Raw genomic sequence first — 14,280 nt, 5'->3', positions numbered from 1 at the left:
CTTTATCTTCTAATAATTGATCCTATGGCGTTTATATACATAGGTATTTCTTTTTCTAGTGCTTTGTCGGCAAATACAATCTTATCTATTGATTTTATCCTCTCAGTACTAAGAGAAAGTCTATCTTCCATATATTTATCCATATCTTTGTATAAAGAACTGCCCCCATATATGAAAACCTTATCTATCTTATTTTCCATTGCCCTTGTTGTGTAGTACTTTATTATTTTTTCTATCTCATCAGCCCAGTTACTTATTTGGCTACCAATAGATTGCTCCATAGTTTCCTTTTCAAGATTTATATAAGAAGACATATTGTCACTTTCCCTTACAAAATCAAATATGCTTCTTTGAGATAGCTCCATCTTCAGTGACTCTACATCATCAACCTCTTGATAATCCCTAATTATTTTATCTATCTCAAATCCACCACTATCAATCATCCTATTGAACCTATATATACCTTCTTCTAAGATAGTTACATTAATATAGCTATACCCCATATCAACAAAGGCAATAGACTTTTTATCTAGACTTCTTATATTATTGATTTCTTTACCATTAGATGAAAGCTTATCTATTATATTAGAGCCAATATCTAAAGACATAGGCTCAAGACCTATCTCCTTTAAAACCGTATATATTTTACTAGCTATATCCTTTGGAAAAACAGCCACCCAAACTTCATATTTGTTGATGCCTTCTTCTACAAGCTCCCTAAGGACCTTGTACTGAATAATAAAGCTTGATATATCAATTGGGAGATATTGACTTATTTCATAGGATATAAGGCCTTCAAGGTCAGATTCAGCAACAGCAGGAACTACAAGCTCTCTACTTATCACATCCTTTGACTCTATACTGCAAATTACATCTTTGGTCTTGATAGCATTCTCATTGATACCTTTGCTTATATCTTGCTTTAGTATATCTAGCTGACTTGTCTTTAGACACTCATAGGTAGACATAGTAGTATCTATAGAAAACACCTTACTAACCTTTACCTTGTCATCATCCATATGACCTAGGGCATACTTTATCTTTTTATTTCCCAAATCAATAGCAAGCACTTCAGAACCTTTTTTTCTCCTTAGTCCCCGGCTTTTTTTAGATACTTGGTTTTTTTCAACTGAACCCTTCTTTAGCAAGTCCCACACCCCCATTGTTTAGTTTTTTACTGGATATAAACTCCATTTTGAAATTTGAAATCATTTACTAAGTTACCAAAAGAATCTTTAATACCATTTTCACCTTTTTTATACTCTATGATAAGGTTGTTTTGAGGAATTGGAATAACATTTCCACTTAAATCTAATTTGGGGGTTATTTTCAAGCTTAAGTCATAGTTATTATCGGACATAGTTATATCATGTATATCATATATATTGCCCAAGATATCTTTTACAACGAATAGGTCTTTGTTATCGTTTATACCACCTAATATTTTGTCATCAAAATTTATTGTAATATTATCACTATTCGTAACAATTTTTTTAGGTGCAGGTTCAGCACTTCCTATAGAAATATTATAAAAATCTGTTTTCGCTTTTCCACCTTCATTGTCCCATACTCTAAGACCAAATATATCTCCATTATTATTTTTATATTTTCCTAAACTGATGCCTTCAAAACTGCTTCCATTTAACGTAATGCTTCCAAAATCCCCAAACCACATTTCATTTGATCTATTCCCATTTTCATCAATTATTACTGCTCTCAATATTAAGCTTCCATCACTTTGAGTCTGAACCTTAATTTCTGTTTTGTATCTATCAAACCAGTCGCTTCCTGAAGTCAATGTATTATTAGTCCATTTAAAATTCTCATTTTCAATATGTTTTGGAGAGTATATGGCATTATGGTCTAAATTATAGTTACTACCGGAAACTCTTTGAGCTCCTACATTAGCTGTCGTTCGATGAGAAGCATTATTTATTTCTCTTATTACAAACCCATAAGCTCCAGGATCAAACTGAAACATATATCCAGTATCCCTGTTATTATTATCTACTATCCCATTAATAAGAATCCCGTATCCACCTTTTCCACCATTAACTTTCGCATCTACCGTAATAGAATAACTATTTATATCTCCTTTAACGTTCAAAAAAGTTTTGTCATCTAATTTTACAAATAAACTTGATCCTCCACTAGATTGAGTTGTGCTTTTTACATTTAAAGACAACGATCCTCCATCGACTTCTTGAGAACTTTGATAGCCATCCACTACATTTAAACTTCCTTCTAAAGATGACTTTACTAAATCATACCAAAATCTATTTGATTTATCTAGAAAGGAAAGTATTTCATCAAAGTCTGGTTGCTGATACTTTAAAACCAAACCTGTGTTTTCTTCTAGTCTTGTATTTAAAAGATTCACCGAAGATTCTATTTTAAACTCTTGTGATTCAGATAGTATTTTATAAAACAAAAGACTTGTATCATTTTTTTCTGTCCAAAATTCTATTTCATAAGATGGATTTCGATTCTCTAAATTTAATTTCTTTATATAATTATTTCCGTAACCTCTATGAAAAACATCACCGTTTTCTATATATATATATTTATATTCATAGCTATCAATATCTGATTTATTGCCTAATATTTCAATATCCTTAGCAAACCTAAGTTCATTTGTAATAAAATCACTAATATATCTTACATCACTTTGGGCAACGGACTGTCTATCTGATTTATTAAAAGCATTAATTTGAAAGAAAATAATATTATAGAGAACAGATATTAATATCCCTAGTATTCCAATAGTTACCAATACTTCAATTAGAGTAAATCCCTTTTTAATTTTCATAAAATCACTTCCCTGCTATACTATTGATTTCATAAGATGGGTTACTAGGATTGAAAATTACATTTTCCCATTTAAAGCTTTCGCTCGCTTCATCGTAGATCAATCTATAAATACTTTTAGAAAAAGCTACAGTTAGAGTATTCCCGCTACTTGTTAGTTCTAGCTCATCACTCCCCTTAACCACTAAATCTGGTATTTCAATAGCTTTTTCCCAAATAAACTTTTCACCTGATTCAGTCCGTTTATAAAACTTTCCATTTTCATCTACTAATATAGTAGTATCACTAAATGATAATAAGTCTAATACTTTGCCTATTTTTACATTCTCAGCAATTTCATCCCAATTAAAAGAATACTTCCCTTCAGAATTTAAACCATATCTACCTATCGCAGCGTATCCAGAAGCGTTAGCTTTTGTCATTATAAACATATCTTCAGATTTGCTAGAAATAATGTTATCAAAATCTTTAAATGCAGGATCACTAATCCCAGTATCAATCCAATCATATTCCCATTCATTTAAGTCCTTTTTTTCCAAAATCCCTAACGTAACTTCTCCTTCACCTTCACCTGTTAACAGTAGTGATTTGGATATATTGTTCCAATCTGCATCTATAAAGTTTGTTGAATTTTGAATTTCTTGATTTTCTAAATAGCTCCAACTTATGCCATCACCTGATATGAGAATAACACCATTTGAACCTTTTTTTCCTATTCCAATAAAGAAATTCGTTTCACTATCCGTATATATAACTTTATTTATTTCTGTATCATTTGCAATTCCATTCACTTTTGACCAATTTAATCCATCATAGGAGTAAATAATGGCACCACTCACTCCTACTGCTACGAATTTTTTTTCATCCATCTTTCCACCATAGACTATTGACTTGAAATCACCTGTAGCTAAATTTTGATTTATTTTATACCACTTAATACCATCTCCAGAAGTCCATATGCTTCCATTATTGCCTACTGCAACTTTGGATATAGGATATACAACATAGTTTTTTTTATATGGATTTGCCAATAAAAGTGATCCCTCATTTTCTGGTGATATAGATATATTGTAAATTCCAGGTTTAATCTGCTTGTCATATTCTTTTGGTAAATTCAATATTACATTTATATTACCTATATCCTCATTTTCTACGCTTACTGTAACATCATTTAATATAACTTCTGTTTTTATTGGATTATCAAGACTCTCTCCACGTTGATTTAAAATTTCAACAATTAAATTAGTTCCCTTTGGAATATTTATTGTTTCTATACTTAAAACAATTACATTTGGAGACTGTCCATACAAATGTCCTTCCGAATCAACTTCCAACTTTGATATAGCTGGTATTTTAGACAAAAATGTAGTTAAATTATCTGTATTTGACAATCCACCCCTAACCTTAATATCAGATGAACCAAAAAAAGATATAATCATTTCTAAAAAAGTATTACCTTTTCGATCTTCAACCATTGATTCTATTTTATTTTGTTCATAAAATATTTTTTCAGTTCTATTTCCAGATTGAGTTATCCACACATATGCACTGGAAAAAGTCGTAATTGCCATAACCAGTATTATTCCAAGTATCGCTATGCTAACAATTAACTCTATTAAAGTTAGTCCTTTTAGTTTTTTCATATTTCATCTCCATTTAATCTACTTCTCTGTACCAATAATTTAAAGTATATCCACTTCCAGCACCTGGAATTTCAAAAGGAAAATCCTCGGTTTTGATTTGAAAATATCTTATATGAGTATTTCCTGTAAGTTTTAGATGCTTTGCAATAACGCTGCCTGTTAATTCACCACTTCCGCTTAATTCAACTGATGCATTAGGTGCATATACTGCTTGCACAGTGCTTGCCGCTCCTTTTACTTCTATCTTATTTCCTCCACTTATAATACTTCCTGTTATACTATTACTTCCACCTATTTCTAATTCAGCAGTTTTAATGTAAATAGATCCTTCTATCCTAATATTACCCCCTAAACTTGGTTTGCTAGCACCCCCATAATATATAGTTAATTTTTTATTGTTGGTACTTAATTGATTGTTGTTAGGTGACTTATTAATAGAAGAACCTCCTAGTAAAGTTAATGAATCATCAATATAAAGCTCTAATTTTCCATTTCCAATTAAATCAATGTGTCCTTGTTCTATATTAAGATTTCGAACTCTAATTTTCCTTATAGTTCCAGTTGTTCCTGTGTCAATAGTTAATTTATTATTACCTTTTATTGATATTTCTTGGTAATAGCCATCTTGATTTACAGTACTACTTTTATTTCCACTTAAATTTATTGGGTTTCTTTGAGGTATGCTATCATCAAATACTGGAAAAAGTGGCAATATATAAGTTTTATTTTCTTTTAAAACATTCTTATCTCCAGTTATATAATTCGTATTTGGTGTTTTTATTACATTTTGAGTGTTTCCATCTTTCCCAATATAAACATCCCCATTGATTCTAGGATTTCCAGATAATTCAACGGAATTATCTGATATCGAATTTGTAATTAGAGCCGTTCCCTTTATAGTATTTGAAAAAGTTATAGATGAACTTCCATCTATATACACACCCTGCTCTGAAAAAGCTGCCATTTCAAATAAATACTCTTGAGCTTCATTTACTGCCTCATATGTCAAAACTACTTTTTGCTTTATATTATTGTATTTTCCTTCAGATATTATATTTAAAACTGAAGAATTAGATTTATTCTGATTTATAAATATTCTAAATTCAAGACCATCTTCATCTCCTAGCTGCTGCCAGTCTGTATTCTTATCAACATAATCTTTCACTTGACTAATTGTTTTACCTATCATCCAGTCAGCCATTGCATCAGCACCAGCTCTAGCTGCATAATAGGCTTTCATTTTTTCAATTTGCCTTGTTGTCCTAATAGCTTCACTATTACTTAAAAATAGAGCCGCAGAACCTAATATGCTCAAAAACAGTCCTATTATTATAACTAAAATAAGGCTTCCGCCTTTCCTCTTAACCACCATACATCACTCCTAATATAATTACATCAAAATAAAATTTTTTATATAAATATATTTAAAACCAAATATATTTATATAAAAGATTTCCCCATATACTAAAATTTTATTAGTTATAATTTAATAGGAAAATAGGAGCTGAGAACAAAGCCCAGCTCCCTTACCTTCAACCAAATCATTTCCGATTTCCTAACCAAAACCACCAATCAAAAACAATTATCACAATAACTTAATTTCCCAATAACTTAGTGTCTGACACCGATGGTTTTTCAGACACCGTCGAAAGTTTCTCCTAGAACCTTATTCTGGCCAAGCTAAGTTTTCAACTGTTGTTGCAGTTGAAAAAGTCTTACCACCTACATCAGCAGTACTTGTTAGAGCTGCTCTAGCAGCTGAACCAGTTCCAGTAATTGCATAAGCAGCTGTTTTTGGTCCTGTAGGCCAAGCAGCTAAATAATTAGGTACAAGATTAGTAGTTGGTGCAGCTCCATCAGCACCAGCGGTAAAAGTAGGGTCAGTCCCTTCTGCCAACATTACCATTATGGCACTATCAATCGTTCTTAGGTTCGCTTCGACACTACTTCTTTCAGCTGTTACTCTTGAACCAGTAAATCTAGGAATCGCTATCGCAGATAAAATCCCCAAAATAGCAATAACAACGATAAGCTCAATCAGTGTGAACCCCTTCTTTTTCTTTCTGTTTCTCATTTTTTCCATCATTTTCCTTTTCCTCCTTTTGAATTATCGGATTTATAAATCCTGATTTTAAAATATATATCTTAACGTCATGCCTTTTAGCCTATTGTTTGAGTCATATCAAACATTGGCATCATCATGGCTATGACGATAAAACCGATTATTACTCCCATAAAAAGTATGAGGAGTGGTTCTAGCATTGATAGCATCTTTTGAATCGATGATTCTAGCTCTTCATCATAGTAGTCTGCTGTCTTTCCTAGCATGTCTTCTAGGGCCCCAGATTCTTCACCTATTCCTATCATTGATATCATCATAGGTGGGAAGTAGTTCATTTTTTGAAGAAGATAGCTTATATTAATACCTTTTTTTACTTCATCTATTACATTTTCCATCCCATCTATTACCATCATATTCCCAGTAACACTAGCCGAAGCCTCCATTGCATCTACTATTGGTATCCCGCTTCCTAGAAGGGTTGACAATGTTCTTGTGTATCTTGATGTAGATATTTTTACCATAGATTGACCCACTACAGGTAGTCTATAGACTACTTTGTCAAAGAATCTTTTCCCATCTTTTGTCCTTACAAGTCTTGATACTAAAAATGCTATCCCTATGAAAATTAGGGTGAAAATATACCAGTAAGTTGATAGTGCATCACTGATTGACATAAGTATCCTAGTTGGAAGGGGAAGCTCTACTCCAGATGATGTAAACATACCTACGAAAGTTGGCATAATGAAGGTTAGTAGGAATATCACTACGCCAACTGCTGCAAAACTTAGTATAGCTGGGTATACCATAGCTCCTTTTATCTTAGAGTTAATCTTATTTTCTTTTTCGTAATGTTCTGACATCCTAGCTAGTACATTGTCTAGGTTTCCTGTCATTTCTCCAGCTTCTACCATAGTTACTAGCAGATTTGGAAATATCCTTTTTTGATTTTTCATAGCCTCAGAAAGTATTGCTCCCGTCTGAACCTGAGATGACATTTCTTTTACTGAGTTTTTTAGTGTTTTGTTTTCTGTTTGGGCTGCAAGTACATCTAGGCAATTAGTAAGGGGCATACCTGCATTTAGCATGGTATATAATTGTTTACAAAATACTGATATATCTTTAATTTTTACTCTGGGTTTAAAGAAGCTATATTCTCCTAAATCCTTGCTTTTTGCTTCATTTTTTTCTATTTTTATTGGAGACTGACCTTTATCTCTAATTAGCTTGATTACTTCTTCTTTAGAGTTTGCATGAAATATACCTTCAATGACTCTTCCAGATGAATCTAATCCCTTGTATTTATATGTTTCTGCCAAAGCTTAACCCCCTTTCTAGTATCCTACTTGTCTACTTATTGCATCTAAATCTACTGCATATTTTCTTAGATTTTCTTTATCTATGATTCCAGAGTTGTATAGTTTAATCAGTGATGAATCCATTGTCTGCATCCCATGTTTTGCTCCTGTTTCTATTATGGTCTGAAGCTGATGGGTCTTGCCTTCCCTAATTAGGTTTTTTGCTGCTGGTGTAGCTGTCATTATCTCAAAAGTAGCTACTCTTCCTTTGCCATCAGCTCTTGGGATTATTTGCTGTGATATTATCCCTTGTAACACTCCTGCTAGCTGTGCTCTGATTTGAGATTGTTGGTTTGATGGAAATACGTCTATTATCCTGTCTGCTGTATTTGCAGCCCCTATAGTATGAAGTGTTGATAGTACTAGGTGACCGGTCTCAGCTGCGGTTACTGCAGTCGATATCGTATCAAGGTCTCTCATTTCACCAACTAGTATTACGTCAGGGTCTTGCCTTAGTGATGATCTAAGTGCCTTTGAAAAGGATGTAGAGTCGTTTCCTATTTCTCTTTGATTGATTATGCTTTTATTATGGCTGTGAAGGAACTCTATAGGGTCCTCTATAGTGATGATATGACTACTTCTATTTCTGTTCATATGCTCTACCATCGCTGCAAGGGTTGTTGATTTTCCACTTCCTGTAGGACCTGTGACAAGTACTAGGCCGTTTCTTTTCATAGATAAATCTTTAAGGATTGGCGGCAAATTCATCTGATCTATATTTGGAATAAACATCGGTATGACTCTTAGAGCTATACCATAGCTTCCTCTTTGCCTAAATATATTTGCTCTAAATCTTCCTACTCCTGTCTGAGAATATGAAAAATCTATCTCTCCAATTTCAAGTAGTTTATTCATGAGCCTTGCATCTAGCATTTCTTTTACATATTCTAATGTATGATTAGGAAGTAAAATGTCTTCTCCTATTTTTTCTAGCTTTCCGTTTACCCTTGCTATTGGGGGAACTCCTACTGTTATGTGAAGATCTGAGGCATTCATATTTATTGCAATTTTTAAAAGTTCAATTATTTTCAATTTAAATCCCCCTGTCTCAAACTTTTTTGTATGTTTGACTTTATTTCATTTTTAAATATCTACGCTATACGTGATTTTAATCATTTCGTCAACTGTTGTGATTCCACCTAAAACCAGCTCTTTACAGGATTCATTTAATGTCTTCATACCTTTTTTTCTGGCTAGCTCTTTGATAGTATCTGAGTCTGCTTCTTTGCTTATGAGGGCTCTTATTTCTCTATCAAGTATTAGTATCTCATGTATAGCTGTTCTTCCTGAGTATCCACTTCCAGAGCAGAAGTTGCACCCTTTTCCTTTATATATGGTATCTCCATTTTGTATTTTAAGAAGGATTCTCTCCTCATCAGATAGTATGTGTTCTTCCTTACATCTAGGACAGATTTTTTTCACTAGTCTTTGGGCTATGACTCCAACCACCGCTGATGATACCATGTAAGTCTCTATTCCCATATCTACAAGCCTTGATATAGTGCTTGATGTATCGTTTGTATGAAGGGTTGATAGCACTAGATGGCCTGTGATAGCTGCTCTTGTCGATATTTGAGCAGTTTCTGCATCTCTAATCTCTCCAACCATCACTATATCTGGATCTTGCCTTAGTATAGACCTAAGTCCTGATGCAAATGTAAGTCCAGCCTTTATGTTTACCTGAACCTGATTAACTCCTTCAAGTCTATATTCTACTGGGTCTTCTACTGTGATTATATTTTTGTTAATCTGATTTAGCTCTTTTAGTATGGTATATAGAGTTGTTGTTTTTCCACTTCCTGTAGGTCCTGTAAGTAGTATTATTCCTTCTGGAGCTTTGATTATTTTATCGAATAACTCTAGATTGTATGGTGTGAATCCAAGTTCTTCTTTACTTACTACTATAGAATTTCTATCTAGTAGTCTAATTACTACTTTTTCTCCATATACAGTGGGTAGTACAGATATTCTCATATCTATATGAGCCCCTTCAATTACAGCTTCTACCCTTCCATCTTGGGGGATTCTTCTCTCTGAGATATCCATCTTTCCCATTATCTTTATCCTTGTTACAAGGGCTGAGTGTGTTGATTTAGCTGGGGACATTACTTCTTTAAGCTCTCCATCTACTCTATATCTTATTCTTACGGACTTTTCAAATGGCTCTATATGTATATCACTGGCCTTTGATTTTACTGCCTGACTTATTACAGAGTTTACTAGCCTAACCATTGGTGCATTAGTTACATCTTCGTCTTCTTCTTGCTCTGCTAGATTATCAGATAATCCACTTTGAGATTTAAATTCTTCTACTGCTTTTTCCGCTTCTTCACTAGAATCGTAATACCTAACTATTGCTTTTTTTATATCTATTTTTGAGCTAATAGCAACATCCACACTTAATCCTGTTGATATCCTTATATCATCTATGGCCACCATATCAAGTGGATCAGACATGGCTACCATTATTTTTCCCCTATCCATTGATACAGGGATTGCATTGTGTTTTTTTGCAAGTGATTCACTTATTATCTTTGGCACCTTTGGGTCAATAAAGTATTTATTGAGATCTATATATGGTATTCCTAGTTGGTACTCTAGTACCCCAAGAATCTGTTCTTCCGTCAGTATCTTTTCAGCTATAAGCAACTCTCCAAGCTTCATCCCTTTTTGTTTTTGGAGACTTAGTGCGTTTTCCAGCTGTTCATTTGTGATTATTCCAGAAGATGTTAGGATATCTCCAAGTCTCATTTTAGGCTTCATATTTTCAACTCCCTTTAATATTACTCTTTGGACTAACAATCTATTTTTATGTGATTTACTAGATATATTGTTTTAATTTTCATAGTCTTGTTACCCAGTTTTTATAGGCTTAAAGAATTGTTTTGGGAATTAGTCTTGTTTTTTTGTATAAAAAAAGCCGAAAGGAAAAATCCTATCAGCCGGTTACGCCACTGCATCCATGCAGCATAAGGCGTCCATCTTTAGCTGCAGTTCATTTGCTCTGTTTCATTTTTTATAATTTAACAGAAATGTAATTGATTCTATTTTACTATATTTTTCATTATAATAAATAAATAGTCCTATGTAAAGAACTAAAATTAAAATAATTTATTTTACATTTTTTGACAAAAATACATTTATAGTTCATTTTGTAACTTAAGTTTATCCAAATTCATTATATATTAATAATTACTAAACAGGAACCAATTTTTCCAATTAATATAAATAATTTTTTTAATAGCCTATTATTAAAACGCTACTTAAATTGTATGTATTCTTATTTATTCTTTTCATATTCTTTTAAATGATGTATCCTATTTAGGTAGAATTTTAATTACAAAGTGAGGTGTAAAGTGGTAAGAAATTTCTTACTACGATTGTCATGATTAAAAAGATCTTATTGTTTAGTTTTTTAATATTATTTATAGCATTTTCAGCTATTGGATGTACTGAAGAAATTCCTGAAGATGAAACATACGCTACAGAAGATGAAGAATCTCTATCTGGTCCATTTTTCTTTTTAAATTCTGTAATGGATGTAAGAATATTTGATGAGGATAACGACACTGAAGAGGTCAGAAGGGCTATTTCAAAGGAAGTACAAAGAATAGAATCTCTAATGACTATGAGAGATATGAATAGCGATGTATCAAAAATAAATGAAAATGCTGGAAAAGAGCCTGTAATTATAGATAAAGATACTTTTCACGTAATTGAAAGATCTCTTTACTATAGTGAAATCACAGATGGAGCTTTTGATATTACAGTTGGCCATCTTGTAGACCTTTGGGGTATAGGAACAGAAGACCAAAGACTTCCTTCTGAGGAGGAAATAAACCTTTCTTTGTCCTTAATAGATTATAGTGAAATAGAGCTAGATAAAAAAAATCTTTCTGTTTTTCTCAAAAGAGAAGGTATGATGATAGACCTTGGGGGTATAGCTAAAGGATACGCTGCTGATAGGGTCACTTCCGTCCTTGCCGAGCATAACGTAGAATCTGCTATCATTAATCTTGGTGGAGATGTGTATGTTCATGGGGATAGAGATAATAGAGATTTTAGAGTAGGAATACAGGACCCTTTTTCAGACAGAGGGGAGCATATGGGGATATATAATGCGAGAGATAAATCTATAGTGACTTCTGGAAACTATGAAAGATTTTTCGAAGAAGATGGGGTTACTTATCACCATATTTTATCCACAAAAGATGGATATCCTGTGCAAAACAACCTCGTATCTGTAACAATCATCTCTAATCTTTCTATAGATGGTGATGCACTATCAACCGCCATATATGCTATGGGCATAGAAGATGGACTTAATCTTGTGAATAATCTTGATGATGTTGAGACTATTATAGTAACTGAAGATAAGGAAGTATATGTATCAAATGGAGTTATGGATTTTTTCACTATATCAGATGATTCTTTCAACCTTAAAAATTAAAACCTTTTAAAAAAATATTACTAGGCAAAATATATCTCTACTATAATATAAATACTTAATATAAATACTTCAAAAGATAAAGGTATGAACAGAAAAATCTGCTCATACCTTTTAAATTTAAGATTTTTGGTCTAATCCGTAGCATTCTATAACTGGAACTACAAATAAAAATCCCATCCCAGTCTTTTTTTCTATTTCCAGCTCGTCCTTAACCATAGATACTGCTTTATCTAAAGTCTCTTTATCTTTAATTACGCTCAAAATAGTTTTGTTGTATGGTCTATTTCCCTCTATCATTTGTCTTATTGTCCCAAAAAAAGGTATTGATATATCATTTTCTAGTAGAAATTTTCCCATTCCCATACTATCAAGAGATGTGGCTCCAAGACCCATATCAAACATTCTTTTAAGAACATAATCATATTTTGAAAGGTCATTGACTATTAGTATCATGCAGTATCCTTGCATATTTATCTCCTACTTCCCACTATATTTTTAAATTATCCCTAAAGCTCCTATTATTAACATTATAATAGTTATTGCAAAAATTATTAATAAAAATTTCCAAACAAATTTTAGCCATTTGTCATAAGGTACTCTTGCTATTGCAAGTCCTCCCATTACAACAGCACTTGTTGGAGTAATAAGGTTTACTATTCCCGATGCAGATTGATATGCAGTGATTACTACATCTCTACCAACACCTGCAAAATCACCAAGAGGCCCCATTATAGGCATGGAAAGAGTAGCAAGACCTGATGTGGATGGTATTAAAAATGACATTGGAATATAAAATAAATAGGCAAGTACGCTAAAGGCTATGGATCCAGCGTTTGCAAGGGTCTGCTCTCCAAGGTTTAGTACTGTGGCAGTCATATTACCTTCATTCATTACTACAGTAATTCCTCTAGAAAGTCCTACTATAAGGGCCACTCCAAGCAAATCTCTAGACCCTTCTACAAAGCTTGCAACAAGCTCTTTTTCGTTAAGCCCTGCAACAATACCAATAAGTATTGCCATTATTAAAAATAGGGCCGCTAATTCTCCAAACCACCACCATAGTGTTGGGATAGCTTCTATTCCCATGTCTTCAAAAGGTATAACCCCATAAATCATAACAATAAAAGTTATGGCAAATAGCGCAAGTATACCTTTTCTTTTTCCTGTAAGCTCTGGAAACTCGCTATCATCTTTTTGGGATAAGAAATGCTCCTTATCTGCCTCTCTAGAGCTATAGGTAAGAGATTTTGTAGGGTCTTTTCTTACTTTTTCTGCATACCTCATTACAAAAAGTATTGCTGCAATCTCTCCTATAATCAAGATAGCTAATCTAAGCACTATACCCTGTCCAAGGGATATCCCTGCAAATCCTGATGCTATACCTGTTGCAAAAGGGTTTACTGTAGAGCCCAAAACTCCTACTCCAGCTCCTAGAAGTATTACGGCAACAGCTGTGATAGTATCATAACCTGCGGCTATAAACACGGGTACGAGAAGGGGGTAAAAGGCTATGGTTTCCTCTGCCATACCGTAACTTGTTCCTCCAAGTCCAAATAATACCATAAGGATAGGAATCATTATCCTTTCCTTTCCTTCAAGGGTATGGGTGACCTTTGCTATCCCTGCATCGATAGCTCCTGTCTTCATTACTACTCCCAAAAATCCACCAATTACTATGATAAAGAGAGCTACGTCAACCGCATCTTGAAATCCTTCAATGGGAGCCATAAGGACATCAAACGGACCTTGAGGGTTGCTATCCACTTCTTGATAAGTTCCAGCTATAGGTACATCTCTGCCGTTTAGCTCTTCAGTTTCATACTGACCCGCTGGAACAACCCACGTCAGTATAGCCACTATAATAATAATTCCAAATAAAATACTATAGGCTGTAGGCATTGAAAACTTTCTTTTGCTTTGCTCTGACATTTTCTTTCCTCCTTTTTTAATTAAATCAAATTC

General features: G+C 33.3%; 11 protein-coding genes. 1 reads left to right on the top strand and 10 read right to left on the bottom strand.

Annotated features, from left to right (window positions below):
- Positions 1 to 2: 2 nt before the first annotated feature.
- The 8 genes from pilM to J2Z35_RS05710 form a co-directional block, all read right to left on the bottom strand.
- A complete protein-coding gene (gene pilM / locus J2Z35_RS05745) occupies positions 3 to 1,148 on the bottom strand; it encodes a pilus assembly protein PilM (protein ID WP_209660401.1) in 1,146 nt (381 codons plus the stop codon).
- Positions 1,149 to 1,174: 26 nt separating this feature from the next.
- Positions 1,175 to 2,809, bottom strand: a complete 1,635-nt coding sequence (locus J2Z35_RS05740) for a PilW family protein (RefSeq protein WP_209660399.1) — start codon at positions 2,807 to 2,809, stop codon at positions 1,175 to 1,177.
- Between the two features lie 4 nt (positions 2,810 to 2,813).
- The gene (locus J2Z35_RS05735) at positions 2,814 to 4,451 is read right to left on the bottom strand and encodes a prepilin-type N-terminal cleavage/methylation domain-containing protein (protein WP_209660397.1); all 1,638 of its coding nucleotides are present in this window, start codon (positions 4,449 to 4,451) and stop codon (positions 2,814 to 2,816) included.
- 13 nt (positions 4,452 to 4,464) lie between these two features.
- Positions 4,465 to 5,823, bottom strand: coding sequence for a DUF7305 domain-containing protein (locus J2Z35_RS05730; protein ID WP_209660395.1), 1,359 nt, complete (start codon positions 5,821 to 5,823; stop codon positions 4,465 to 4,467).
- Positions 5,824 to 6,117: 294 nt separating this feature from the next.
- Positions 6,118 to 6,537: a type II secretion system protein gene (locus tag J2Z35_RS14770; RefSeq protein WP_281063623.1), complete on the bottom strand. Its 420-nt coding sequence runs from the start codon at positions 6,535 to 6,537 to the stop codon at positions 6,118 to 6,120.
- Between the two features lie 74 nt (positions 6,538 to 6,611).
- Positions 6,612 to 7,829 carry a type II secretion system F family protein gene (locus tag J2Z35_RS05720; protein ID WP_209660393.1) on the bottom strand — a complete coding sequence of 406 codons (1,218 nt, stop codon included), beginning with the start codon at positions 7,827 to 7,829 and terminating at the stop codon, positions 6,612 to 6,614.
- 15 nt (positions 7,830 to 7,844) lie between these two features.
- Complete coding sequence (locus tag J2Z35_RS05715; RefSeq protein ID WP_209660391.1) at positions 7,845 to 8,900, bottom strand: type IV pilus twitching motility protein PilT; 1,056 nt, start codon at positions 8,898 to 8,900, stop codon at positions 7,845 to 7,847.
- A 51-nt stretch (positions 8,901 to 8,951) separates the two neighbouring features.
- A complete protein-coding gene (locus J2Z35_RS05710; protein ID WP_209660389.1) occupies positions 8,952 to 10,631 on the bottom strand; it encodes a GspE/PulE family protein in 1,680 nt (559 codons plus the stop codon).
- 622 nt (positions 10,632 to 11,253) lie between these two features.
- Between J2Z35_RS05710 and J2Z35_RS05705 the strand changes: the two genes are divergently transcribed.
- Complete coding sequence (locus J2Z35_RS05705) at positions 11,254 to 12,318, top strand: FAD:protein FMN transferase (RefSeq protein WP_209660387.1); 1,065 nt, start codon at positions 11,254 to 11,256, stop codon at positions 12,316 to 12,318.
- Positions 12,319 to 12,435: 117 nt separating this feature from the next.
- On the opposite strand, the gene J2Z35_RS05700 is transcribed toward J2Z35_RS05705, so the two are convergent.
- Positions 12,436 to 12,786, bottom strand: a complete 351-nt coding sequence (locus J2Z35_RS05700) for a hypothetical protein (protein WP_209660385.1) — start codon at positions 12,784 to 12,786, stop codon at positions 12,436 to 12,438.
- Positions 12,787 to 12,813: 27 nt separating this feature from the next.
- Positions 12,814 to 14,247: a YfcC family protein gene (locus tag J2Z35_RS05695; RefSeq protein ID WP_209660383.1), complete on the bottom strand. Its 1,434-nt coding sequence runs from the start codon at positions 14,245 to 14,247 to the stop codon at positions 12,814 to 12,816.
- Positions 14,248 to 14,280: the final 33 nt, after the last annotated feature.

The organism is Acetoanaerobium pronyense, assembly GCF_017874355.1.
In the GTDB taxonomy this organism is placed as follows: Bacteria; Bacillota; Clostridia; order Peptostreptococcales; family Filifactoraceae; genus Acetoanaerobium; species Acetoanaerobium pronyense.
This window is presented reverse-complemented; position numbering and strand designations above follow the sequence as displayed.